This window comes from Streptomyces sp. NPDC001513 (assembly GCF_042894695.1).
Taxonomy (GTDB): Bacteria; Actinomycetota; Actinomycetes; order Streptomycetales; family Streptomycetaceae; genus Streptomyces.
The window spans coordinates 18,889-43,153 of sequence record NZ_JBIAVU010000025.1; the positions used below are offsets into that span (position 1 = coordinate 18,889).

Annotated in this window: 22 protein-coding genes; 6 read left to right on the forward strand and 16 right to left on the reverse strand. The window is 73.2% G+C overall.

The features are described 5' to 3' along the window. Window positions 1-177: 177 nt before the first annotated feature. Window positions 178-2,727 carry a discoidin domain-containing protein gene (locus ACFYZ4_RS38470; RefSeq protein ID WP_390786186.1) on the forward strand — a complete coding sequence of 850 codons (2,550 nt, stop codon included), beginning with the start codon at window positions 178-180 and terminating at the stop codon, window positions 2,725-2,727. 59 nt (window positions 2,728-2,786) lie between these two features. Here ACFYZ4_RS38470 and ACFYZ4_RS38475 read toward each other — a convergent pair whose 3' ends face one another. Together ACFYZ4_RS38475 and ACFYZ4_RS38480 are read right to left on the reverse strand one after the other, a co-directional pair. Continuing rightward, window positions 2,787-4,001 carry an aromatic amino acid transaminase gene (locus tag ACFYZ4_RS38475; protein WP_390786187.1) on the reverse strand — a complete coding sequence of 405 codons (1,215 nt, stop codon included), beginning with the start codon at window positions 3,999-4,001 and terminating at the stop codon, window positions 2,787-2,789. Beyond that, on the reverse strand, window positions 3,994-5,019 hold the full coding sequence (locus ACFYZ4_RS38480; RefSeq protein WP_390786188.1) for a DMT family transporter: 1,026 nt from the start codon (window positions 5,017-5,019) through the stop codon (window positions 3,994-3,996). Before ACFYZ4_RS38480 ends, ACFYZ4_RS38475 begins: the two co-directional genes overlap by 8 nt. A gap of 136 nt (window positions 5,020-5,155) precedes the next feature. On the opposite strand from ACFYZ4_RS38480, the gene ACFYZ4_RS38485 reads away from it, so the two are divergent. Beyond that, entirely contained in the window at window positions 5,156-5,635 is a 480-nt protein-coding gene (locus tag ACFYZ4_RS38485; protein WP_351292596.1) for an Lrp/AsnC family transcriptional regulator, read from the forward strand. A 31-nt stretch (window positions 5,636-5,666) separates the two neighbouring features. On the opposite strand, the gene ACFYZ4_RS38490 is transcribed toward ACFYZ4_RS38485, so the two are convergent. The 4 genes from ACFYZ4_RS38490 to ACFYZ4_RS38505 all read right to left on the reverse strand — a co-directional run bounded on the left by ACFYZ4_RS38490 (window position 5,667) and on the right by ACFYZ4_RS38505 (window position 9,528). Next, window positions 5,667-6,185: an O-acetyl-ADP-ribose deacetylase gene (locus ACFYZ4_RS38490; protein ID WP_390786189.1), complete on the reverse strand. Its 519-nt coding sequence runs from the start codon at window positions 6,183-6,185 to the stop codon at window positions 5,667-5,669. Between the two features lie 53 nt (window positions 6,186-6,238). Continuing rightward, on the reverse strand, window positions 6,239-7,657 hold the full coding sequence (locus ACFYZ4_RS38495) for a phytoene desaturase family protein (RefSeq protein ID WP_390786190.1): 1,419 nt from the start codon (window positions 7,655-7,657) through the stop codon (window positions 6,239-6,241). A gap of 113 nt (window positions 7,658-7,770) precedes the next feature. Continuing rightward, window positions 7,771-8,595 carry an inositol monophosphatase family protein gene (locus tag ACFYZ4_RS38500; protein WP_390786191.1) on the reverse strand — a complete coding sequence of 275 codons (825 nt, stop codon included), beginning with the start codon at window positions 8,593-8,595 and terminating at the stop codon, window positions 7,771-7,773. 111 nt (window positions 8,596-8,706) lie between these two features. Next, complete coding sequence (locus tag ACFYZ4_RS38505) at window positions 8,707-9,528, reverse strand: helix-turn-helix transcriptional regulator (RefSeq protein WP_351292668.1); 822 nt, start codon at window positions 9,526-9,528, stop codon at window positions 8,707-8,709. A 141-nt stretch (window positions 9,529-9,669) separates the two neighbouring features. On the opposite strand from ACFYZ4_RS38505, the gene ACFYZ4_RS38510 reads away from it, so the two are divergent. Both ACFYZ4_RS38510 and ACFYZ4_RS38515 read left to right on the forward strand, forming a co-directional pair. Further along, complete coding sequence (locus tag ACFYZ4_RS38510; protein ID WP_351292604.1) at window positions 9,670-11,082, forward strand: MFS transporter; 1,413 nt, start codon at window positions 9,670-9,672, stop codon at window positions 11,080-11,082. A 187-nt stretch (window positions 11,083-11,269) separates the two neighbouring features. Further along, window positions 11,270-11,698: a hypothetical protein gene (locus ACFYZ4_RS38515; protein WP_390786192.1), complete on the forward strand. Its 429-nt coding sequence runs from the start codon at window positions 11,270-11,272 to the stop codon at window positions 11,696-11,698. Window positions 11,699-11,788: 90 nt separating this feature from the next. Here the strand turns inward: ACFYZ4_RS38515 and ACFYZ4_RS38520 are convergent, their stop codons facing one another. From ACFYZ4_RS38520 to ACFYZ4_RS38555, 8 genes are all read right to left on the reverse strand, one after another. After that, window positions 11,789-12,790, reverse strand: a complete 1,002-nt coding sequence (locus ACFYZ4_RS38520; RefSeq protein ID WP_390786193.1) for a TIGR03842 family LLM class F420-dependent oxidoreductase — start codon at window positions 12,788-12,790, stop codon at window positions 11,789-11,791. Window positions 12,791-12,808: 18 nt separating this feature from the next. Next, complete coding sequence (gene hydA, locus ACFYZ4_RS38525) at window positions 12,809-14,209, reverse strand: dihydropyrimidinase (protein ID WP_390786194.1); 1,401 nt, start codon at window positions 14,207-14,209, stop codon at window positions 12,809-12,811. 10 nt (window positions 14,210-14,219) lie between these two features. Then, window positions 14,220-15,515, reverse strand: a complete 1,296-nt coding sequence (locus ACFYZ4_RS38530; protein WP_390786195.1) for an aspartate aminotransferase family protein — start codon at window positions 15,513-15,515, stop codon at window positions 14,220-14,222. Next, window positions 15,512-16,354 carry a nitrilase-related carbon-nitrogen hydrolase gene (locus ACFYZ4_RS38535; protein ID WP_351292614.1) on the reverse strand — a complete coding sequence of 281 codons (843 nt, stop codon included), beginning with the start codon at window positions 16,352-16,354 and terminating at the stop codon, window positions 15,512-15,514. Before ACFYZ4_RS38535 ends, ACFYZ4_RS38530 begins: the two co-directional genes overlap by 4 nt. A 711-nt stretch (window positions 16,355-17,065) precedes the next feature. Beyond that, window positions 17,066-18,490, reverse strand: a complete 1,425-nt coding sequence (locus tag ACFYZ4_RS38540) for a hypothetical protein (RefSeq protein WP_390786196.1) — start codon at window positions 18,488-18,490, stop codon at window positions 17,066-17,068. A gap of 99 nt (window positions 18,491-18,589) precedes the next feature. Beyond that, on the reverse strand, window positions 18,590-18,970 hold the full coding sequence (locus ACFYZ4_RS38545; RefSeq protein ID WP_351292618.1) for a PPOX class F420-dependent oxidoreductase: 381 nt from the start codon (window positions 18,968-18,970) through the stop codon (window positions 18,590-18,592). A gap of 9 nt (window positions 18,971-18,979) precedes the next feature. Beyond that, window positions 18,980-19,186 (reverse strand): hypothetical protein, encoded by a 207-nt coding sequence (locus ACFYZ4_RS38550; protein WP_351292620.1) that lies wholly within the window; start codon window positions 19,184-19,186, stop codon window positions 18,980-18,982. 87 nt (window positions 19,187-19,273) lie between these two features. Beyond that, window positions 19,274-19,525 carry a helix-turn-helix domain-containing protein gene (locus ACFYZ4_RS38555; protein WP_390786197.1) on the reverse strand — a complete coding sequence of 84 codons (252 nt, stop codon included), beginning with the start codon at window positions 19,523-19,525 and terminating at the stop codon, window positions 19,274-19,276. A gap of 65 nt (window positions 19,526-19,590) precedes the next feature. On the opposite strand from ACFYZ4_RS38555, the gene map reads away from it, so the two are divergent. Then, window positions 19,591-20,358, forward strand: a complete 768-nt coding sequence (gene map, locus ACFYZ4_RS38560) for a type I methionyl aminopeptidase (protein WP_351292624.1) — start codon at window positions 19,591-19,593, stop codon at window positions 20,356-20,358. A 3-nt stretch (window positions 20,359-20,361) separates the two neighbouring features. On the opposite strand, the gene ggt is transcribed toward map, so the two are convergent. After that, window positions 20,362-22,161 (reverse strand): gamma-glutamyltransferase, encoded by a 1,800-nt coding sequence (ggt, locus tag ACFYZ4_RS38565; RefSeq protein WP_390786198.1) that lies wholly within the window; start codon window positions 22,159-22,161, stop codon window positions 20,362-20,364. A gap of 101 nt (window positions 22,162-22,262) precedes the next feature. On the opposite strand from ggt, the gene ACFYZ4_RS38570 reads away from it, so the two are divergent. After that, window positions 22,263-22,988, forward strand: coding sequence for a hypothetical protein (locus tag ACFYZ4_RS38570; RefSeq protein ID WP_351292628.1), 726 nt, complete (start codon window positions 22,263-22,265; stop codon window positions 22,986-22,988). On the opposite strand, the gene ACFYZ4_RS38575 is transcribed toward ACFYZ4_RS38570, so the two are convergent. Beyond that, window positions 22,948-24,207 carry a cytochrome P450 gene (locus tag ACFYZ4_RS38575; protein ID WP_390786199.1) on the reverse strand — a complete coding sequence of 420 codons (1,260 nt, stop codon included), beginning with the start codon at window positions 24,205-24,207 and terminating at the stop codon, window positions 22,948-22,950. The genes ACFYZ4_RS38570 and ACFYZ4_RS38575 overlap by 41 nt on opposite strands. Between the last annotated feature and the right edge of the window lie 58 nt (window positions 24,208-24,265).

Consider the following 24,265-nt stretch of genomic DNA (forward strand, 5'->3'; position numbering starts at 1 on the left):
GCATCGGCGCGGGGCCTCCAGACTCCGGCCGGGTCCCGGACGGCATCGCGGGCCGGCGCGTACGGGCACATTTCGGCGGCAATGCCGCTTCACGCCAACTCTCCCTTTTTCCAGGAGAGTTGCGATTGATCTGACCTATGTTCTCTGCGGCACATCCCGTCGCCCCAGGAGGTCAGATTGCAGTCCAGGCGCACATTCGCCTTTCCACGCCTGTTACGCCGTTCCCACCTGCTCATAGCCTTCGGCCTCGGCTCGCTCCTGATCGGCCTGACCCCGTGGCTCGGGGTCTCCAGTACGGCGGCCGGCCGGGCCCCGGCTCCCCGGCCCACGCCCGTGCCCCAGGACCAGCAGACGGCGAAGCAGTCACCGCACCACGGCATCGCACCGGCGAACGCCATGGAACCCGCGGCTCCGGTCCTCGACCGGACCGGATGGGCGGCCACCGCGAGCGACGAGGAGACCGCCGGCGAGAACGGCCGCGCGGCCAACGTGCTCGACGGCAACACCGGCACCCTCTGGCACAGCAAGTGGAGCGGCACGGCCACCCCGCTGCCGCACACCCTCACCATCGACATGCGGCAGACCGCGGTCGTCTCCGCGCTCGTCTACCACCCCCGCACGAACGGGCCCAACGGGCGCGTCGGCGAGTACGCCATCAGCCTCAGCCCGGACGGACAGAACTGGGGCGCCCCGGTCGCCACGGGCACCCTCGCCGACGACGCCGGCGCCAAGACGCTGGGCTTCGCCCCGCAGGGCGCCCGGTACGTGCGCCTGACCGCCCTCACCGAGGCCGGCGGCCGCGGGCCCTGGAGCTCCGCCGCCGAGATCGACGTGCTGGGCGACCCCGGCACCCCCGCGGCCACCGTCGACCTGTCCCGCACCGGATGGACGGCCACCGCGAGCGACGAGGAGACCACCGGCGAGAACGGCCGCGCGGCCAACGTGCTCGACGGCAACACCGGCACCCTCTGGCACAGCAAGTGGAGCGGCACGCCCGCTCCCCTGCCGCACACCCTCACCATCGACATGCACCGCACATCGGTCGTCTCCGCGCTCGTCTACCACCCGCGCGCGGACGGACCCAACGGGCGGGCGGGCGCGTACAGCATCCAGACCAGCACCGACGGCTTCACCTTCGCCGCACCCGTGGCCTCGGGCACCTGGCGCGACGACGACACCGTCAAGACCGCCACCTTCACCCGGGCCGAGCACGCCCGGTACGTTCGGCTGACCGTGACCGGCGAGGCCGGCGGCCGCGGCCCGTGGACCTCCGCCGGCGAGATCCGGCTGAGCGGGCCGGCCAGCCCGGCCGTCCACGGCTCCTGGGGCCGGATCACCGGCTTCCCGCTGGTGCCCGTGGCCACCGCCGTCCTGCCCGGCGACAAGCTGCTGGCCTGGTCGGCGTACGCGGTCGACCGCTTCGGCGGCAGCAACGGCTACACCCAGACCGCGATCCTGGACCTGAAGACCGGCAAGGTCACCCAGCGCCGCATCGACAACACCGGCCACGACATGTTCTGTCCCGGCATCGCCATGCTGGCCGACGGCCGGGTGCTGGTCACCGGTGGCAGCAACGCGGAGAAGGCGAGCATCTACGACCCGGCCACCGACGCCTGGTCCGCCACCACCAGCATGAACATCGCCCGCGGCTACCAGGCCATGACGCTGCTCTCCACCGGCGAGGCCTTCGTCCTGGGCGGTTCCTGGAGCGGGGCGGCGGGCGACAAGGCCGGTGAGGCCTGGTCGCCGGACACCCGTACCTGGCGCAAGCTCCCGGGCGTCTCCGCCGTCCCGGCGCTGACGGCCGACCCGGCCGGACCCTACCGGGCCGACAACCACATGTGGCTGTACGCCACTTCGGGCGGCAAGGTGCTCCAGCTCGGTCCGAGCAAGCAGATGAACTGGATCTCGACCACGGGCCAGGGCAGCATCACCCCCGCCGGCCCCCGGGCCGACAGCCAGGACGCCATGACCGGCAACGCCGTCTCCTACGACATCGGCAAGCTGCTCACCCTGGGCGGCTCGCCCGCCTACCAGGACAGCCCGGCCACCCGGCGCGCCTACACCGTGAATGTCACGGGCGGCCAGGCCCAGGCCGCCCGTACCGGGGACATGGAGCACGCCCGCGCCTTCGGCAACAGCGTCGTCCTGCCCGACGGCAAGGTGGCCGTCTTCGGCGGGCAGGCCTATCCGGTGCCGTTCAGCGACGCGACGTCGGTGCTGACGCCCGAGCTCTGGGACCCGGCGACCGGGGTGTTCACCCCGCTCGCCTCGATGGCCGTGCCGCGCAATTACCACAGCGTGGCCAACCTGCTGCCGGACGGGCGGATCTTCTCCGGGGGCGGCGGCCTGTGCGGTGACTGCGCCACCAACCACGCCGACGGGGCGGTGTTCACGCCGCCGTACCTGCTGAACGCGGACGGATCGCCGAAGCCGCGTCCGGTCATCTCCGGGGGCGTGCCCTCCCGGACGGCCCCCGGCACCTCGCTCACCGTGAGCACCGAGGGCCCGGTGGCCTCCTTCGTCCTGATGCGGGCGGCGGCCGCGACCCACTCCACGGACAACGACCAGCGGCGGGTGCCGCTGGTGTCCACGGCCAACGGAGGCGGCTCCTACACGGTGTCCGTCCCCTCCGACACCGGTGTGGTCCTGCCGGGCACCTACCTGCTCTTCGCCCTCGACGCCCAGGGGGTCCCGAGCATCGCCAAGTTCCTCACCGTCTCCTGACCGGGTGACCCCGAGCGGTGTCCGGCCGTCGTTTCCGGCCGGGCACCGTTTCTCCCCGGCTACGCCGTCCGCGCGGCCCGGAGCGAGTCGGCCGTACCGAGAACTCCCGCGATGCCCCGGGCGAGGCAGGGGATGCGGTGCGCCGGGATGCCCGCGATGTTGATCCGCCCCGAGGTCGTGCCGTAGACCGCGTACTGCCTGCGCAGCTGGAGCATCTGCGGCGCGGCGAGCGGCAGCATCGAGAACATGCCCTTCTGCCGGGCGAGGGAGCGCGCCTGCTCGGCGCAGCCCAGGGCGCTCAGGTGGGCGGTCAGATCGGCCCGGTTGGCCATGATCCGGCCCCGCATGACGTCCAGTTCCGCGCGCCAGGCGGCCCGCAGCCCCTGGTCCTCCAGGATCGTGGTGACGACGGCCGCGCCGTGCTCGGGCGGCATCGAGTACAGGGTCCGGGCGGCGTTCTGCAGGGCCGTCTCGGCGTGCCGCACGGCCTGCGCCGAGGACCCGAGCACGATGGCGCAGCCGACGCGGTCGCTGTAGAGGCCGAAGTTCTTCGAGCAGCTGACGGCGATCAGCATCTCCGGGACGCGCGCCGCCAGCATCCGCGTGGGCAGCAGGTCGGCCTCCAGACCGTCACCGAGACCGTGGTAGGCGAGGTCCACGAAGGGCACCCAGCCGCCCCGGACGGCGGAGTCGGCCAGCGCCTCCCAGTCGTCGAGCAGCGGGTCCACGCCCGTGGGGTTGTGGCAGCACCCCTGGAGGAGGACCACGTCGTCCCGCCGGGCCTCGCCCAGTTCGCGCAGGACGCCGGCCATGTCGAAGCCGCCGTCGGCGTCGCGCCAGCCGTACGTGCGGACCTGCAGCCCGGCGGCCTCCAGGATGGGCCGGTGGTTGACGTACGCCGGATCGCTGATCCACACCGTGGTGCCCGGGCGGGTCCGGCAGATCAGGTCGGCCAGCAGCCGCAGCGCGCCGGAGCCGGCGACGGTCTGGACGGCCGCGGCCCTGTCGGCCGGCCCGGCCGGGCCCAGTACCAGGTCCAGCAGGGAGCGGTTGAAGGCGGCGTTCCCGGAGAGCCCGCGGTACTCCTTGGACTCGGAGCGCTCCGCCAGGCGCATCTCGGCCTCGCGCACGGCGGCCATGACGGGAGTGGTGCCCGTCTGGTCCCGGTAGACCCCGAGGACGAGGTTCAGCCGTTCGGGCCGCTCGTCGCTGCCGAACTCGTAGGTCAGGTCCCACAGCGGGTCGGTGGGCGGCGGGGGGAGGAGCTCAAGCATCTGCGGGAACCTCGGGTCGGGGGCGGCGGTTGGCGAGGACGACGCCGGCGGTGATCAGGGGGACGCCGACGAGCACGGCGAGGGTCGGTGTCTCACCGAGCAGGGGGACGGCGAGCAGGACGACGGCGACGGGGCTGAGGCTGCCGACGACGGAGCTGCGCTCGGCGCCGAGCCGGCGGATGGCGAAGGCGTACAGCAGGCCGGCGCACAGCCCGACGCCGAGCCCCTGCACCACGAGGAACAGCGCGATGTCGCCGCCCGCCGCGTGCGCGATGCCCGTCGGGAGCACCCCGGTCAGGACCAGGACTCCGATGGCCGCGAAGGAGGGCAGGCACAGCAGTCCGATCGATCCGACGGGATCGAGGTCCACCTCGCGCAGGCCCACCGTGTAGAGGGCCCACAGCCCGCTGGCGACCAGGAGGATGCCGGCGCCGGCGAGCACGTCGGTGTCCACCGGGACGACGTAGCGCCAGACGAGGGCGGCCACACCGGCCGCGATCAGGGCGAGTCCGGCGGCCTGCGTCCCGCGGGGCACCCCGTGCCCGCGGCGGATCATGATCGCGGAGACGAAGAGCGGGACCATCCCGGGGACGATCGAGCCGACGAAGGCGGCGGAGGTCAGGGCGCCGCCGTGCATCGCGGCGAGGAAGAAGGGCACCCCCGCACCGCAGATGATCTTGGCTGCGGCCCCGGGCCGTACCGCGGCGATGCGGCGACGGCGCCGCCACAGGGCGGGGAGGAGCACGACGAGGGGAACGCCGAAGCGCAGCAGGGCCGCGTCGGCGGGCAGCAGGGAGGAGGCGCTCAGGGCGCGGGCGCTGAGCGCGAAGGCCGCCCAGATCGCCACGGTCACCAGCAGGGCGAGCAGCCCCTCGGCCTGCGGGGAGAGCCGCAGGGCTCGCCGTAGGGACAGGCGCGGGGAAAGCCGCGGGGAGAGCCCGCGCCGGCCGGGGTGTCCGGCCCGCGGGCCCGCCGCGTCGTGAGGCTGGGTCGCCCGGGTGGTGTGCGTCGCGACCAAGGAAATTGCTCCAGCCTCTGGGACTCGGACCGGTCCGGTCCGTTCCCGGGCAACGCTAGGGCTTCGGGCGGGGCAGCCGATTGCCAGTTCTGCCGCTCGGACATACGTTTGGGGCAGAATCTGCCAAGGAGTGGCCGTGGACGCAGTCGATCTGCAGATCATCCGGGAATTGCAGGCCGACGGACGCCTGTCCAACCAGGACCTGGCCGACCGCGTACGGCTCTCCCCGTCCCCCTGCCTGCGCCGGGTCCGGCGGCTGGAGGAGGCGGGCCTGATCCGCGGCTACACGGCCATGGTCGACCAGGTGGCCTTCGGGCTCCCCGTCACCGTCTTCGTCCGGATCCGCCTGGAACGCCACACTGCGGAGGCGGTACGGCTCTTCGAGGAGCACGTGGCCGTCATCGAGCACATCCAGGACTGCTACCTGATGGCGGGCAGCAGCGACTACCTGCTGCGCGTCGTCATCGAGGACCTGGAGGCCTACGAGGCGCTGGTGCGCCACCGCATCCACGCCATCCCCGGGATCGCCTCGATCGAGTCGAGCTTCGCGTACGGCAGCGTCAAACAGTCCCGGACCTATCCGCGGCCCGCCCCGGGCGCGGCACGGCGCGCGTGACCGGTCCCGGCGCCACGGTCCGTCGCCACGGCTATCCGGAGCCCTCGGCCGCCGCCTCGAAGACGGCGTAGGCGGCCGCGTCGAAGAGCACGAACCGCACCTCCCGCACCTCGGTCCGGGCCGCCCGCACCGTCTCCACGGCGATCCGCGCCCCGTCGTCCATGGGCCAGCCGTAGATGCCGGTGGAGATGGCCGGGAAGGCGACCGTGCGGGCCCCCAGCTCGTCGGCGACTCGCAAGGACTCCCGGTAGCAGGAGGCCAGGAGCTCCGACCGGTCCTCCTCGCGCGACCAGACCGGGCCGACCGTGTGGATGACGTGCCCGGCGGCGAGCCGGCCGGCCGTGGTGGCCACGGCCCGGCCCGTCGCCAGCCCCTTGCCGTAGTGCGAGCGCCGCAGGTCCTCGCAGGCCGCGAGGATCTCCGGCCCGCCGCGGCGGTGGATGGCGCCGTCCACCCCGCCGCCGCCGAGGAGGGAGGAGTTGGCCGCGTTGACGATCGCGTCGGCCTTCTCGGCGGTGATGTCGCCGAGCACCAGGGTGATGCGGACCATCGGGGCTCCTTTCGCGTGTGGCACTGTGCCCGGAATGCGGTGCCGAACCGCCGTCAGGCCTCGTTGCGCAGGTGGCGCCAGACGGCCTTGGCGGCGTTGTGGCCGGACATGCCGTGCACCCCGGGGCCCGGCGGGGTCGCCGAGGAGCACAGGAAGACCGCCGGGTGGGCCGTCGTGTACGGGGAGAGGGTGATCTTCGGGCGCAGCAGCAGCTGGAGGCCCGAGGCGGCACCGCAGGCGATGTCCCCGCCGACGTAGTTGGGGTTGCGGGCGGCGAGCTGGGGCGGGCCGGCCGTGGCGCGGGCCAGGACCAGGTCGCGGAAGCCGGGGGCGAAGCGCTCCAGCTGCCTCTCGACGGCCTCGGTGAGATCGCCGTCCCAGCCGGCGGGGACGTGCCCGTACGCCCAGAAGACGTGCTTGCCCTCGGGGGCCCGGCCGGGGTCGACCAGGCTGGGCTGCGCGGTGATGAGGAAGGGGTTGCGGGGGGCCCGGCCGCCCGAGGCCAGCTGCAGCGCGGCGTCGATGTCGCGGGTGCGCGGGCCGATCTGGACGGTGCCGGCGCGGCGCGGCTCCTCGGCGGTCCACGGGACCGGGCCGTCCAGCGCGTAGTCGATCTTGAAGACGGAGGCGCCGTACCGGTAGCCGTCGTAGGCGCGCCCCAGCCGGGCGATCCGGGCCAGCGCGGTCGGCGAGGTGTCGAAGACGTACGCCCGGGCCGGCGGGAGGTCGTCGAGCCGCTTGACCTCGAAGCCGGTGTGGATCGTCCCGCCGAGGTCACGCAGGTACGCGGCGAGCGCGTCGGAGACGGACTGCGAGCCTCCGCGCGCCGTCGGCCAGCCGTTCGCGTGCGCGGCCAGCGCGAAGACCAGACCGACGGCTCCGGTGCCGATCCCGCCGAGCGGAGCGATGACGTGGGCCACGAGCCCCGCGAACAGGGCCCTGGCGCGCTCGTCGCGGAAGCGGCGCAGGAGCCAGGTGGACGGCGGCAGCCCGGCGAGACCGAAACGGGCGAGGGTGACGGGGTCGCGCGGCAGCGCGGTGTTCGGCAGGGACATGAAGTCCCGGGCCAGGGTGTCCCACTTGCCGAGGAACGGGCCGACCAGACGACGGTAGGCACCCGCGTCCCGCGGCCCGAACGACGCCGCCGTCTCCGCGACCGAGCGGGAGAGGACGGCTGCCGTGCCGTCGTCGAAGGGGTGCGCCATCGGCAGCGGGGCGTGCAGCCACTCCAGCCCGTACCGCTTCAGCGGCATCGTGGCGAAGACCGGCGAGCCGACCCCCAGCGGATGCACCGCCGCGCACGGGTCGTGCCGGAAGCCGGGGAGGGTGAGCTCCTCGGTCCGGGCGCCGCCGCCCACCGTGTCGGCGGCTTCGAAAACGGCCACCGAGAAGCCGCGCCGGGCCAGTTCGACGGCGGCGGTCAGCCCGTTGGGTCCCGCCCCCACCACGACCACATCGAAAATCGACGGCACTTGCGACTCCTTCGTCTCCGGCGCCCCTGCGCCTCCAGGATATTGCGCCCCGCGCCACGGGCCGAACACCCCTGGGACCGGCCCGGATGCCGTCCGGTCCCCGGGGACACGGCCTACGCGCCCCGGAGGAGCTCCCGGATGCGTACGGCGGTGGCCTCGTCGCGTCCGACGGCGAACGGCAGCGCGTTGTCGCGGTCCACCCGGAAGGGGACCCCGTCGACCGTGCTCTGCGACCCGCCGGCCTCGGCGACCAGCAGCAGTCCGGCCGCGTGGTCCCAGGCCGAGGGCCAGGTGAAGGCCAGGCCGTCCATCTCGCCGCGGGCCACCTTCAGGTACTCCAGGCCCGCCGAACCGCACGGCCTGGCCGCCACCCCGGGCACGTCCAGCCGGGCCAGCGTCCGCTTGTTCTCGTCGGAGGTGTACAGCGGGTGCGCGATGGCGACCCGCAGCGCGGCGCCGGCCTCCGGCGAACCGCTGTGGATCCGCTCGCCGTTGACGTACGCCCCCTGCCCGCGCACGGCGGTCGCCAGCTCCTCCAGCGCCGGGGCGAAGGTCCAGGAGGCGAGGATCTCCCCGCGCAGGGCCAGCGCCACCAGGGTGCAGAAGGCCGGGTCGCCGTTCACGAACTGGCGGGTGCCGTCCACGGGGTCGACGATCCACACCGGGGCGTCCGCGCGCAGCGCCTCGTACACCCTGGGATCGGCGTGCACGGCCTCCTCGCCGACCACGGCCGAACCGGGCAGCAGCCGGGTCAGGGAGGCCGTGAGGTGCTCCTCGGCCTGGCGGTCGGCGACGGTCACCAGGTCGTGGGGGCCGCTCTTCTCGTCGACCTCGTGCTCGGCGAGCTGCCTGAATCTCGGCATGATCTCGATGGCCGCCGCCTTGCGGACGGCCTCTTCCACATCGGACAGGCCATGGGCCAGGAACTCATCGATCATGCCCCCAGCAAAGCACGACCCGCCGACAAACCCCACTGCCATTCCCGGACGTCCGCCTGGCCACCGGGTGGCCGCCGGGTGAACCGCCCCCGGGCCGGACCCCTCCGGGATTCAGCCGGCGAGCGGGAACATCGACGCCCGCCGGCCCTCGGGCGAGGCCAGCCACTCCAGCCTTTCGGCCGTTCCCGTGCCCGGCAGCGGGGTGTGGAGCACGATCGCCAGGTCGGGGCGGGCCGGCACGCGCAGCTGCGTCGACTCCACGTACAGCACGCCGGCGACCGGATGGTCCATCTGCTTCTCCGTCTGGCCGCCGGGCCGGACGTCACCGCGGTCCCACAGCTCGGCGAACTCGGGGCTGAGCTCCCGCGCCTCCTCGATCACGGCCCGGAAGCCCTCGTCGTGGGGGTTCTCGGAGCAGGCCGCCCGGTACTGGGCCACCACCACGCAGGCGATCCGCTCCCAGTGCGCCGCGCGGGACCGGTAGATGGGGTCGGTGAAGAAGGCGATCAGGCAGTTCTGCACGATCTCCGGGCGCATCCCGAACACCAGCGCCGCCGCGTCGTTGTACGCCACGGTGTTCCAGTACACGTCCATGATGTGCGCCGGGAAGGGCATCCAGGCCTCGATCAGCCGCTTCAGGCCGTCGCACATGCCCCGGTCGCCCGGGGCGACCTCCAGGGCCGGCGGGTTGAGCCCGGCGAGCACGTACAGGTGCCGGCGCTCGGCGCTGGTCAGCTTCAGCACCCGGCCCACCGCGTCCAGGACCTGCGAGGACACCGTGATGTCTCGGCCCTGCTCCAGCCACTGGTACCAGGAGACCCCGACCCCGGCGAGCACGGCCACCTCCTCGCGGCGCAGGCCCGGGGTGCGCCGGCGGGCCCCGCCGTCCGGCAGGCCGGCCTCGGTCGGGGTGATCCGCGCACGCCTGCTCATCAGGAACTCGCGCAGTTCCGTCCGGCGGTGCGCATCGGTCGCTGTGGCCACGAAATCCCCCTGTTCGGCTGCCTGGTGGTGCCGCCAACAGGATAAGTTCCCACTCTGCACGGACATTCCCGGGCCACGAAGGTAGTGGCCATGGCGATCGACACACACCCCACGACCACCGGGCCGCGCCCGGCGACCCCCGACGACACCCGGCTCTCCGGACGGGCCCGGCTGGTCCTCTTCGTCCTCTGCGCCGCCCAGTTCATGGTGGCGCTCGACTTCTCCGTCCTGAACGTCGCCCTGCCGGTGCTCGGCGCGGACCTGGGCCTTGACCGGTCCGCCCTCCAGTGGGCGGTCACCGCGTTCGCACTGCCCTCCGGCGGCTTCCTCCTCCTGTTCGGCCGGATCGCCGACCTGTACGGCCGCAAGAAGCTCTTCCTCACCGGCCTCGCGCTCTTCGGCGCGGCCTCGGTGCTCGCCACCCTCGCCTGGGACCCGGCGTCCTTCCTGACCGGGCGCGCCCTGCAGGGGCTGGGCGCGGCGGTCATCGTGCCCACCGGCATGTCCCTGCTGACCACGACCTTCCCCGAGGGCCCGCTGCGCGACAAGGCGCTGGGCATCTCCGGCACCCTGCTGTCCCTCGGCTTCACCGTGGGCATGGTGCTCGGCGGTGTCATGACCGACACCCTGGGCTGGCGCTCCACGATGGGCCTGCTCGCGGTCGCCTCGGTGGTGGTCCTGGTCCTCGCCCCGGGCCTGCTGCCGGAATCGCGCACCGCCGAGCGGCCGCGCCTGGACGTGCCCGGCGCCGTCACCGTCACCGGCGGACTGCTGGCGCTGATCTACGCCCTGACGACGGCGGCCCAGCGCGGATTCGGCGAGCCGGACGTCTGGGGCACGCTGGTGGCCGGACTCGCCCTGCTCGCCGCGTTCGTCGCGGTGGAGTCGAAGTCCCCGGCGCCGCTGGTCTCCCTGCCGATGCTGAAGCGGCGCACGATCGCGTGGGGCAACATCGGCGGTCTGGTGACGTTCTCGATGATGTCGACGGTCGTCTTCGTGCTGACCCTCTACCTCCAGGAGACCCTGGAGCTGTCGTCCTTCCGGACGGGTCTGGTCTTCGGCGTCCAGGGCATCGCCTCCGTCGTCGCCGGTTCGTACGCCTCGAAGGTGATCGGCCGCTTCGGGGCCCGCCGCACCCTGGTCGGCTCGCTGCTCGGCCAGGGCCTGCTGGGCGTCGCGCTGCTCGGCGTGGGCACGGGGTCGGGCGCCCTGCTGGCGACCGCGGCCGTCTCGCTGGCCAGCATGTGCCACCTCGGCGCGATCGTCTCGTACGGAGTGGTGGTGACGAGCGGCGTGCCCGACGAGGAGCAGGGGCTGGCGACCGGCCTGGTCACCACCACCCAGCAGGTCGGCATCACCATCGGCATCCCGCTGCTCGGGGTGCTGGCCACCACCGGGGCCTCGCTCTTCGACGGGGTGCGCACGGTCCTCGCGGTGGACGCGGCGATCGTGATCGCGGCGGCCCTCCTGGTGGGCCTCGGCCTCGGCCGCCGCAAGGCCTAGAACGGTCCGGCGGTTCGGAATTCCGAGCCGCCGGCCGCGCCGGTTGGCTTGATTCATACAGTGCAATCGCGTCAGGTTCGCAGGGAACCTTTTCTTCCTGTGCTTTCGCAAGCCTAGAGTGCTGTCATAGCCGGTCAGCCACTATATGGAACCGGATATTCCCAGTAACTGGAGCAAAGGGTTCCCCATGCGTAGATCTCTCGCCACACTGGCGGCCCTCGCCACGATGACCGGAACCGCGATTCTCGCGACGGCGCCCAGCGCCTACGCGGGCGGATACGGATGCTCCGGTTCCCAGGTGGGGTCCTACGACCTGCAGGGATCCGATGGCGTCTGGTCCACGAGTTACCTCTATTACTCGAGCGCCAACGGCGGAACCAATTGCGCCGTCCTCGTGGCGAAGAAGTGGGCCGGGACGCGGCACTACATGTCGATTTCCATGAAGGTGCCGGGCAAGAGCGGGCCCAAGGAGAACGAGGGCCAGTTCGCCTCGTACGCGGGGCCGGTGACCCAGACCGGCACCAATGGCCACTGCATATCGATGATCCTGTGGGAGAACAGCCCCGACAACGACCACCAGGCCGGACGGCCCGTGGACAACGTCGCCTGCGGCTGATCCCGACCGCCCGGTCCCGCCGCCACGCGGCCGCCACCCGGCCCGACATCCCGGGCCGGGTGGACGACCGTCGGCGAGGACCGAGCCGCTTCAGCGGTTCATGGCCGGGATGACGTACTGGCCGTACGCGTCGATCGTGGCCTCGCGCGCGTCGTGCATGTCGTACACGGCGAACTGGTCGACGCCGAGGTCGCGCAGGACCCGGAGCTTCTCGATGTGGGCCTCGGCCGGGCCCAGGAGGCAGAAGCGGTCGACGATCTCGTCGGGGACGAAGTCCGCGGACGGGTTCCCGGCGCGGCCGTGGTGGCTGTAGTCGTACCCCTGACGGGCCTTGATGTACTCGGTGAGTTCGTCGGGCACCATCGAGGAGTGCTCGCCGTAGCGGGTGACGAGGTCGGCGACGTGGTTGCCGACCATTCCGCCGAACCAGCGGCACTGGTCGCGGGCGTGCGCGAGCTCCTCGCCCACGTACGCGGGGGCCGCCACGCAGATGGTGATCGCGGCCGGATCGCGGCCGGCCTCGGCGGCGGCCTCGCGGACCGACTTGACCATCCACTCGGTGAGGTACGGGTCGGCGAGCTGGAGGATGAACCCGTCCGCCTTCTGCCCGGCCAGGGCGAGGGCCTTCGGCCCGTACGCCGCCATCCACACCGGCAGCCGGCCCTCGCGGACCCACGGCAGCCGGACCGGGTTGCCGTCGACCAGCGCCTCGCGGCCCTCGGCGAGGTCCCGGATGACGTCGATGGCCTCGCCGAGCCGGGCCAGGGTGTTGGGCTGGCGCCCGGCGACCCGCATCGCCGAGTCACCGCGGCCGATCCCGCAGACGGTGCGGTTGCCGAACATGTCGTTGAGGGTGGCGAATGTGGAGGCGGTGACCTCCCAGGTGCGGGTGCCCGGGTTGGTGACCATGGGGCCCACGTGCAGCTTGCGGGTGTGTTCCAGGATCTGGCTGTAGATGACGAACGGCTCCTGCCACAGCACCGCGGAGTCGAAGGTCCAGCCGTAGCGGAAGCCGTTGCGCTCGGCGCGGCGCATGAGGCTGATGACCTGCGAGGCGGGCGGGTCGGTTTGCAGGACGAGGCCGAAGTCCATGGGGCGGCTCCTTGACGCTTACAGGTACTGGCAGGTGGAGCGGGGGATGAAGGCCCCGTGGCCCGCCCGGCCGGTGAATTCGCGCTGGTCGATGACGAGTTCGCCCCGCGACAGCACCGTGTCGACGCGTCCGGTGATCCGCTTGCCCTCGTACGCCGAGTAGTCCACGTTCATGTGGTGCGTCTCGGCGGAGATGACCTGCTCGGCGTGCGGATCGTAGAGGACGATGTCGGCGTCGGAGCCCGGCGCGATCGTGCCCTTCTGGGGGTAGAGGCCGAACATCCGGGCCGGGGTCGCGCAGGCGATCTCGATCCAGCGGCGGCGGCTGATGTGCCCGTCCAGGACGGCCTGGTGGAGGAGGTCCATGCGGTTCTCCACGCCGGGCAGTCCGTTGGGGATCTTGGAGAAGTCCCCGCGGCCGAGCTCCTTCTGGCCACGGAAACAGAACGGGCAGTGGTCGGTGGAGACCACCTGGAGGTCGTTGGTCCGCAGCCCCCGCCACAGGGCCGCCTGGTGCTCCCTCGGTCGCAGCGGCGTGGAGCAGACGTACTTGGCGCCCTGGAAATCGGGCTCTTCGAGGTTGTCGGTGGACAGGAACAGGTACTGCGGGCAGGTCTCCCCGAAGACGGGCAGGCCCTTGTCGCGGGCGGCGGCCAGCTCGGCCACCGCCTCCTCCGCCGACACGTGGACCACGTACAGCGGCGCGCCGGCGACCCGCGCGAGCTGGATCGCGCGGTGGGTGGCCTCGGCTTCGAGGAGCACCTTGCGGACCTCGCCGTGGTGGCGGGGGTCGGTCTCCCCGCGCGCCAGGGCCTGTTCGACGAGGACGTCGATCGCGATGCCGTTCTCGGCGTGCATCATGATCAGCCCGCCGTTGGAGGCGCCCCGCTGCATGGCGCGCAGGATCTGCCCGTCGTCGCTGTAGAAGACGCCCGGGTAGGCCATGAACAGCTTGAACGAGGTGACGCCCTCCCCGACGAGGAGGTCCATCTCCTTCAGGGTGCCCTCGTTGACGTCCGAGAGGATCATGTGGAAGGCGTAGTCGACGGCACAGTTGCCGTCGGCCTTGGCGTACCAGGTGTCGAGTCCCTCGCGCAGGGAGTGGCCCACGCTCTGCACGGCGAAGTCGACGATGGTGGTGGTGCCGCCCCAGGCGGCGGCCCGGGTTCCGGTCTCGAAGGTGTCCGAGGCGGAGGTGCCGCCGAAGGGGAGTTCCATGTGGGTGTGGGCGTCGACCCCGCCCGGGATCACGTACTTCCCGCTCGCGTCGATCGTACGGTCGGCCGTCCAGACCTCGGCGGCCGCCGAGCCGTGTGCGGCGATGGCCGCCACGCGGCCGTCCTCGATCAGGACGTCCGCGTGCACTTCGTCGGCGGCGGTGATGACGAGGCCGCCGCGGATCAGGGTGCGGATGCTCATGGGAGTCCCCCTACTCGATGCTGCGCAAGGCCTGTTCGAGGATCTCGGCGCCCTCTTCCGCCTCGGCGACGGTGAGGGACAGGGGCGGCGCGATGCGCAGCACGCTGGTGTTGTACCCGCCGCCCTTGCCGAGCAGCAGACCGCGTTCGCGGGCCGCTTCCAGGACGGCGGAGGCGGCGTCCGGGTCGGCCTCGTCGGTGCCGGGCTTCGTCAGCTCCAGCCCGGCCATCAGGCCCCGGCCGCGGACCTCCCGTACGGCGGGTGCGTGCGCGGCGACGGCGCGGAGCCGGTCCAGGAGCAGGCCGCCTACGCGGCGGGCGTTGCCCTGGAGGTCGTGCTCCAGCAGGTAGGCGAGGTTGGCGACGCCGGCCGCCATGGTGACCGGGGAACCGCCGAAGGTGGAGATGGAGTTGGAGTCGATGCAGTTCATCACCTCGGCGCGGGCGACCACGCCGCCGATGGACATGCCGTTGCCGATGCCCTTGGCGAAGGTGAGGATGTCGGGCGGGCCGTTCTGGGCGTGCGCCTGCCAGCCCCAGAAGTGCTCGCCGGTACGGCCCCAGCCGGTCTGCACCTCGTCGCTGATCCACAGGATGCCGTGGCGGTCCAGGACCTCGCGGAAGGCCCCGTACAGGCCGTCGGGCGGGGAGGTGAAACCGCCGACGCCCTGGATCGGTTCGGCGAGGAGGGCGGCCACTCCCCCGCGGGCCTGGCCGAGCACGTCCTCCAGGTCGGCGACGGCCGCGGCGGTGAAGTCGGCGTCGGAGAGGTGGGCGAAGGGGCCGCGGCTGCGGACGGCGCCGTGCACGTAGTACGTCTGGAGCGGCGAGAGGCTGGTCGGGGACCAGCCGCGGTTGCCGGTGATGGAGACGGTGGAGAAGGACCGGCCGTGGTAGCTGTTGCGCATCGCCAGGATCTGGTTGGAGCGGCGGTACGTCGTCGCGAGCAGCAGGGCGGTGTCGTTGGCCTCGGTGCCGGAGGTGGTGAAGAAGACCCGGGCGTCGGGGATGCCGGACAGGGCGGCGACCCGCTCGGCCAGCTCGATCATCGGCCGGTTCAGGTACAGGGTGGAGGAGTGGATGATCCGCCCGGCCTGTTCGGAGACGGCCTTGGTGACCTCGGGCAGGGCGTGGGCGGTCATCGTGGTGAGGATGCCGCCGAAGAAGTCGAGGTAGCGGTTGCCGTCGGCGTCCCAGACGTGGCGGCCCTCGCCGTGGGTGAGCTCGATGGGGTGCTTGTAGTAGAGCGCGAGCCAGTCGGGCAGGACGGTGCGGTGGCGGCTGTGGAGCGGGGTGGGGTCGGTCACGGCTGTACGAGCCCTCCGTAGGCGTCGGGGCGGCGGTCCCGGTAGAAGGCCCATTGGTCGCGGACCTCCTTGATCAGGTCGAAGTCCAGGTCGCGGACGAGGAGTTCCTCCTCCTTGTCGCTGGCGACGTCGCCGACGAACCGGCCGCGCGGGTCGACGAAGTAGCTGGTGCCGTAGAAGTCGTTGTCGCCGTACTCCTCCTGGCCGACGCGGTTGATCGCGGCGACGAAGTACTCGTTGGCGACGGCGGAGGCGGGCTGCTCCAGCTGCCACAGGTAGGAGGACAGGCCCCGGTGGGTGGCGGAGGGGTTGTAGACCAGCTGGGCCCCGGCCAGGCCCAGGGCGCGCCAGCCCTCGGGGAAGTGGCGGTCGTAGCAGATGTAGACGCCGACCTTCCCGACGGCGGTGTCGAAGACGGGCCAGCCGAGGTTGCCCGGGCGGAAGTAGTACTTCTCCCAGAAGCCCTTGACCTGGGGGATGTGGTGCTTGCGGTACTTGCCCAGGTAGCTGCCGTCGGCGTCGATGACGGCGGCGGTGTTGTAGTAGAAGCCCTCGCTCTCCAGCTCGAAGACCGGAACGACGATGACCATGCCGGTCTCGCGGGCGAGCTCCTGCATACGGCGGACGGTGGGGCCGTCGGGGACGGCCTCGGCCCAGCGGTAGTGCTCGGGCTCTTGGACCTGGCAGAAGTAGGGGGCGTTGAACACCTCCTGGAAGCCGATGATCTTTGCCCCCTGGGCGGCGGCCCGGCGGGCGTGCTCCTCGTGTTTGGCGATCATCGATTCGGTGTCTCCGGTCCAGGTGGCCTGGACCAGCGCGGCGCGGACGACTTGGGCCATGAGCTGCTCCTCGCGACGGGAACGCCGAGTTCTACGCACGTAGATGATGTCCGTAGGGAGTAGAACGTAGGCCCCGTCACAGCGTGGGGCAAGACCGCCGTGCGCTGTTGGAGTAGTCGATCAGGTTACGTCGCCCCGCGGTCGATTGCGGTCAGCAGACGGGCGGGTTCGGGGGAGCTTGTCGGACCGGACGCCGCCGCCTCCGGGGCTCCGCCCCGCAGCCCGGACCCGCTCCTCAAACGCCGGAGGGGCTGGATTGTGCGGGCGGGGCTGGATGGTGAGCGGGTTGGATGGTGCGGCCGAATTGGATGGTGCGGCTCAAAGATCGGGGCTCCGCCCCGGACCCCGCGCCTCAAACGCCGGCGAGGCTGAATTTGTGCGGCCGAGGCTGAATGTGTGCGGCGAAGCTGAATTTGTGCCGCGAAGCTGGAAGGTGCGGCCAGGCTGGAGTTGGTGCGGCAGGGCTGAAGGATCTGCGCAGCCGGGCCGGATGGGCCGGGGTCGGGTGTGTGTCGGGGTGATCCCCGCAGGGCGCCGAACACAACAAGCCTCCGCACTCCGACCCCCCGAAACGTTCGGCGCCCGAGGAGACGCCCCGGCGCGCGCCCGGCCCCGGTACAGCCGGCCCCCACCCGAAGCCCCGCCCAAGCGGCGCAGCCAACCCGCACAACCGGCCCCCACCCGACCCCGCACCCCGCACCCCGCACCGCCTCAGCCCGCTCCGATGCCGGCCACCCGCAAGGCGTGGACGAGGTCGCGGTGGCGGGAGCCGGGGAGGGCGCGGGCCGCCTGGAGCAGGCGCGGGGCGAACCACTGCGGGTCGCGGCGGGCCAGCCCGGCCGCCTCCTCCGCGGTGCGGACCCGGACGAACGCGCCGAGCAGGGTGTCGGCCTCGCGGACGCGACCGGCGTCGCCGAGGGCGAGCGCGGCCTCCGCGACCTCGGCGGCGGGGCGGGCCACCCCCTGGCGCAGCAGGGCATCGCAGTCGGCGTCCCGGCCGGCCTCGCCGAGGGCCGCGGCGGCCGCCGCGAGCTGCGCGGGCGGGAGCGAGCCCGCCTCCCACAGCAGGGTGGACCAGTCGGCCGCGAGCCCGGCGCGGGCCAGCTCGGCGGCCAGCCCGGGCAGCCGCTCGGCGGGCCCGGCGGCGGCCTCGCACAGCAGCACGTGTGCCTCCCCGGTGCGGCCCTGTGCGCGCAGCTCGAGCAGTTCGGCGGCGACGGCCCGCGCGGTCCCGGCCGCGGCCGGGGAGCGGGACGCGTCTTCGCCGCCCACTGCCGCAGCCGCTGCCGCGGCCGCCTCGCGCGGCTGCGGCACGGGCTCCGGCGGCACGGGCTCCGGCCGGGGACGGCCGAACCGGGCCCCGCGCGGGGCGGGCCGGCCGTGTTCCTCCCCCGGGCCGTCGGGCCCCGGCCCACCCGCGTCGGCCGGCTGCCCGGGCGGCGGGGTGAAGGCCGGCACCTCGGGCGCCGCCGACCCGGCGTACCGGGCGCCCCCGGCCCGCCGCCCCCCGCGCAGCCACCGCCCCTCGGCCCGCCCCACCGGCGCCCCGCTCCCGTCGGCCGACCGGTCTCCCGGCACGGGCGGAGCCGCGGTCCATCCGGCCGGTGCTTCGGACCCGTCGGCCGGTTGGTGGGCCTGGGGCCAGGCGGACGGCTGGGTGCGCTGGCGGGGGACGGCGGGTAAGGGGGTGGTCCGCAGGGAGGTCAGGCGGGCGGCCAGGTCCTCGTGGCGGCCTGCGGCGCGGGCCACGTCGTCCTGGGTCCAGGAGAGTTCGCGGGTCAGGGCGTCCGTCTCCGCCGGGCCGGCGGAGACGGAGAGCCGCTCCGTCAGGTTCCGCAGGGCCGTCTCCGACTCGGAGCGCTGGGCGGCGGACGCCGCGAGCAGGGTCCGCAGCTCCTGCTCGCCGCCCGGCAGCCGGTCCCACACGGTGACGGCCGCCGTCCGCAGCTGCGCCGCGTATACGGTCTCCCGCGCCGCGGACTCCGCGCCCCGCGCCCCCGCCAGGTCCCTCAGCAGCGACTCCACCACGTCCCACGGCGGCATCGCGGCCCCCTCAAGACAGGCCCGCATGCCCTCCGGATCCCGGCGCAGGAACTCCCCGTACCAGCCTGCCCCGGGATCCAGCCTCTGGGTCAACCCCCGCAAATATCCGGAGAGTTGACTGATCGCCAGTGAAGTCGCGGTCTCCATGACCGCATTGGACCCCACCCGTGTTACGGGCGGGCTACGGGAGTCTCAAAGCTTGACGGCGATCGCGGTGTGCGGCCGCTTCCCGCGCCGCGCCAGGGTGGCGGGCACGTCCACCAACCAGTACTGCCAGGTGTACTTGCGCGACATCAGCTTCCGCACCCGCCGCAGCCCCGTCTCGTCGAGCAGCCGGGCCTCGCCCTCGTGCACCGGCGCCCCCTCCCGGACGCGCCCGCGCACGTCGCACGCGGTGACGGTGACCCGCCCGTTGTTGCGGATGCGCTTGACCTTCCACGTTTCGGTACGCGTCCACACGTACAGCTCACCCCCGTCGGCCACCGCCCAGACCGGCGTCGCCACGGGCGTGCCGTCCTTGCGGAAGGTGGTGAGGCTGATGTAGCGCGCTCTGCCGAGTTCCTCGAGATCCATGCCGCGACCCTAGTCCCGGGGGCCGCCCGGTGGGGGCGGGGGCGTTCTTCCGTTCGCCGCGGCCGGGCCGCGGGCCGTCTTCGAGGGGGCGCGGCTCTCCTCGTCGGGGCGTGCCGGGCCGTCGGGGACGGCGCACGCCGCGAGCAGCAGGCCGCCCGCGAGGAGGCCGCCGAGGATTCCGAAACCGAGTCGCTGGGATGCGTTCGTGGCTGACACGCCTTCACGCTTGCCCCGCGCCCCGGCGCTCCCACCGCCGATTGGGCCGTTCGGCCCGCCGGCCCGCCCGGACGGACCGGTCCTGCGTCAGGCCGGAACGACGGCGGAGCGCGTCAGCAGGTCGTCCAGCGAGAGCCCGAGGGCGCCTGCGAGCGCGGCGACCGTGAAGAAGGCGGGCGTGGGCGCCCGGCCGGTCTCGATCTTGCGGAGGGTCTCGGCGGAGAGTCCCGCGCCGGCCGCGACCTCGACCATGCTGCGGCCGCCGCGCGCCTCGCGCAACAGGGCGCCGAGCCGCTCGCCGCGCTCGCGCTCTTCGGGGGTGAGGGGGGTACGGACCATGCGGTCATCCTACCCCCGGAGGCCAATAACTATCCCGTCATTGTTATACCGGTATAGTTATTGGCATGGTGGAACTGAAGACGGACCGAGAGATCGACGAGATGCGCGCCGCGGGCCGGGTGGTCGGCCGCGCCCTGGCCGCCGTACGGGAGGCCGCGCGCGTCGGGATGACCCTGCTGGACCTGGACCGGGTGGCCCGCGGGGTGCTGGACGAGGAGGGCGCGACCTCGCCCTTCCTGGGCTACCGGCCGGAGTTCGCGCCGGTGCCCTTCCCCGGTGTGGTGTGCGCCTCGGTCAACGACGCGATCGTGCACGGCATCCCCGACGGGTACCGGCTGCGCGACGGCGACCTGGTCAGCATCGACTGCGGGGCGAAGCTCCGCGGCTGGGTCGGGGACGCCGCGGTGAGCTTCACCGTCGGCCGGGCCCGCCCGGCCGACCTGCGGCTGATCGAGACCTCCGAGGCGGCCCTCGCGGCCGGGATCGCCGCCGCCGTCCCCGGCAACAGGATCGGGGACATCGCCCACGCCGTCGGCACGGTCTGCCGCGCCGCCGGGTACGGCGTCCCGGACGGCTTCGGCGGCCACGGCATCGGCCGCGCCATGCACGAGGACCCGGGCGTGCCCAACGAGGGCCCGCCGGGACGCGGCATGAAGCTGCGCCCCGGCATGGTCCTCGCCATCGAGCCGATGCTGATCGCGGGCGGTACCGACGACTACCGGTGCGACGGGGACGGCTGGACCCTGCGCACCGTCGACGGCAGCCGCGCCGCGCACTCGGAGCACACGGTCGCGATCACCGACGAGGGCCCGAGGATCCTCACCGCCCCCTGAGGACTACGGCCTGCCGTGCGGGTGGACCACCATGGCCGAGCCGCCGCCGCGGCGGCTGGTCTCGGCCGCCGCCAGCCAGCGGCCGTCGGGCAGGCGCTGGACACCGGTGGCGGCCCCGATCTCCGGGTTCTGGCGGAAGCCCTGGCCGAGTGCCTCCAGCGAGGCGCGGAGCGGGCTGTTCCACAGGCCCGGCTCCAGCTCGGTGGTGGCCTGGTTGCGCTGACTGGCGCGCGGCGCGGCGATCGCGTCGACCAGCGGCAGGCTCCGGTCCAGGTGGCCGATGAGGGTCTGCAGGACGGTGGTGATGATGGTGGCGCCGCCCGGCGAGCCCACGGCGAGCACCGGCCGGCCGTCCTCCAGCACGATCGTCGGGGACATGGAGGAGCGCGGCCGCTTGCCCGGGCCGGGCAGGTTCGGGTCCGGGACCCCGGGCGCGGCCGGGGCGAAGGAGAAGTCGGTGAGTTCGTTGTTCAGCAGGAATCCGCGGCCCGGCACGGTGATGGCGCTGCCGCCGGTGGACTCGATGGTCAGGGTGTAGGACACCACGTTGCCCCAGCGGTCGGCGACCGTCAGGTGCGTGGTGTTCTCCCCCTCGTACGTGGTCGGGGCGGCCTGCCCGGTGGTGGCGCACGGCACCGGGCTGCGCGGGTCGCCGGGGGCGAGCGGGCTGGTCAGCGTACGGTCCGGCTTGATCAGGCAGGCGCGCGAGTCGGCGAAGCGCTGGGAGAGGAGCTCGCGCGTCGGCACGCTCGCGGCGGCCGGGTCGCCGACCCAGCGGCCCCGGTCGGCGAAGGAGATCCGCGAGGCCTCGATGAACCGGTGCAGGTACTGCGTCTCGGAGAGCTTCGAGAGGTCGGTGCCCTCCAGGATGTTCAGGGCCTCGCCGACGGTGGTGCCGCCGGAGGAGGAGGGCGCCATGCCGTAGACGTCCAGGCCGCGGTACCCCACCCGGGTCGGGTCCTGCCGCTTGGTGGCGTACGCGCGCAGGTCGCGGGTGGTCAGGTCGCCGGAGCGGACGATCCGCGTCGCCGCCGGGTCCACCGGGGGCTTGCGGACGGCTCGGACGATCTCGTCGGCGATCGGGCCGCGGTAGAGCGCGCCCGTGCCCTTGCGGGCCAGTTCGGCGTAGGTGTCGGCCAGGTCCGGGTTCTTGAAGGTGGAGCCGACCACCGGCAGGGCGCCGCCGGGCAGGAAGAGCTTCGAGGTGTCCGGGAAGTCCCTGAAGCGGGCCTCGTTGAGCTCGGTCTGGGCCCGGAAGGTGCCGTCCACCGTGAAGCCGTCGCGGGCCAGTTTCTCGGCGGGCTTGAGCAGGTGGCGCAGCGGGCGGGTACCCCACGCGTCGAGGGCGCTCGTCCAGGTGGCCGGGGTGCCGGGGACGCCGACGCCCAGGCCGCTGGTCTGGCCCTCGGCGAAGGGGATGGGGACGCCGTTCTCCTGGAACAGGGTCTCGGTGGCCGTGGCGGGGGCGGTCTCGCGGCCGTCGATGGTGTGCACCCGGCGCGTGCGCGCGTCGTAGTAGACGAGGTAGCCGCCTCCGCCGATGCCCGCCGAGTAGGGCTCGGTCACCCCCAGCGCGGCGGCGGTGGCGATCGCCGCGTCCACCGCGTTGCCGCCGGAGCGCAGGACGGCGATGCCCGCGGCGGAGGCGTCCGCGTCGACGCTGGCGACGGCCCCGCCGTAGCCCGCGGCGACCGGCACTTTGGCCGGTGGGGTCCCCTGGGTGGGCGGGGCCGCGGCCCCGGTGGAGACGAGCGCTCCGGCGAGGGCGACGAGCGCTAACTGACGTGCGGCGGGACCACGCATCCGGTTCCTCCAGTCGACGGCCGGTCAGGCCTGGCCCGCGCAGCGTAACTTCACCGCACCCCCCGCGTCAGGAAGGCCTGGCGGCCGCTACCATCCGCCGCATGAACGACGACGTGCGCAACATCGTGCTCGGGGTGATTGCCACCGCCCTCAGCGGCGGGTTCGGCTGGTTCTCCCGGACCTATCTGTGGCGCCGCACGCTGCGCCGCAAGCAGGTGTTCTTCGGCCTGCCGACCGGATCCGACTGCCTCTTCGTGGTCAACCGGCAGATGGGCGGCAAGGAATCGTCGGTGCACCGCAACGACGCCTTCGCGTTGCTGGAGATATCCGCGCTGATCAAGGACTGCGGGGCGAACGTCCAGATCGTCACGCACGACGAGGCGCGGCAGGGCTTCGGCGAGCGCGCCGAGTTCTGCGTCGGCGGCCCGACCTCCAACACCCGTACCGTGGCGCACCTGGCCTCGATGCTGCCGGGGGTCCGGGTGAACATCGACAGCCAGGAGCACGAGGACCGGGGCGCGATCCAGGTGGGCGGCGAGAGCTACCGGTGGGTCAAGGACCGGGTGGAGCACGTGGTGCTGGCCAGGCTGGCGGGCGGGGAGGGCGGCCGGCCGGTGTTCCTGCTGTCCGGGCAGACGGCGGTCAGCAACCAGGCGGCCGCCCGCTATCTGGCGCGCAACCACAAGCAGTTGGCCCGCAAGTACGACACCGATTCCTTCTGCCTGATCCTGAAGGTGATCAACTCCCAGGCGTACGGCCCCGATGTGACCGAGCTCGTGGCCGATGTCACCCGGCCCGCCCTGACACCCGTACCGGCAGCCGCGTGATCCCGTTGATGAAGTTCGACACCAACCGGCGCGGCGGGCCCGCCAGTTCCGGTGCGGGCATGGACGCGCACCACTCCTCGTAGAGGATCCGCAGCTGGAGCCGGGCGAAGTGGGCGCCGAGGCAGACGTGCGGGCCGTCCCCGAAGGAGACGTGCGGATTGGGCGTCCGGCCGAGGTCGAGGCGGCCCGGGTCGGTGAAAACCCGCTCGTCGTGGTTGGCGGAGGCGTGGAAGACCACCACCTTGTCCCCGGCCCGGACCTGCCGCCCGGCCAGTTCGGTGTCGACGGCGGCGGTGCGGCGGAAGCTCAGCACCGGTGGGTGGACGCGCAGGAGTTCGTCGACGGCCCGGTCCACGGGGACCCGGCCGCCGACGAGCCGGCGGTAGGCGTCCCGGTCCCCCGCCAGGGCGAGCAGGCCGCCGGGGGCGGCGCTGCGCACGGTGTCGTTGCCGGCGACGGTCAGCAGGAAGAAGAACATCTCCAGTTCGGCCGGGTCGAGTCCGGCCTCGGCCAGCGCGGTCATCAGGTCGTCGCCGGGGTGCGCGCGCTTGTGGGCGGCCAGTTCGCGGGCGTACGCGAACATCTCGCCGAGCAGTGCCGGGGAGCGCGGGTTGAGGGGTTTGCCGTCCGGGCCGGGCACGGGCGCCGGGGCGTCCTCGGGGTCCTGGTAGCCGATGATCCGTACGGTCCACTCCAGCAGCAGGGCGCGGTCGGCGGCCGGGACGCCCAGCAGGTCGGTGAGGTTCAGCAGCGCGTATTCGTCGGTGACGGTGCGCACGAGGTCGGCGGCGCCGTCCTCGGCGCCGTCCCGTGCGGCGGCCAGCAGGGCGCGGGCGCGTTCCCGTACCCGGGCGGCGAACGCGTCGACGCGGGCCGGGGTGAAGGCGCGGGAGACGAGCCGGCGCAGCCCGCCGTGCTCCGGCGGGTCCTGGTTGAGCATGGTGCGCCGCAGGAACGGCAGGTCGGCCGGGTCGGGGTCGCGGATCTGGGTGGCGCCGATCCGGGAGGAGTACGTCCGGTGGTCGCGCAGGACGCGCACGACGTCGGAGTGCCGGGTGACGGCCCAGAACCCGGGGCCCGCCGGCCAGCCCTGGATCTCCGGCTCCGGCTGCCAGGCCACCGGATGGTGCTCGCGCAGCAGCCGGTAGCGGTCGTGCGGGATGCCCTCGGCGTAGATCCGGGGGTCGAAGACGTCCGGTACGTCCGCGGCGTGATCCATGGGGTCACCGTGACGGGTGCGCGGCCCCGCCCGCAAGGGGTGCGGCCGACCGCGTCGG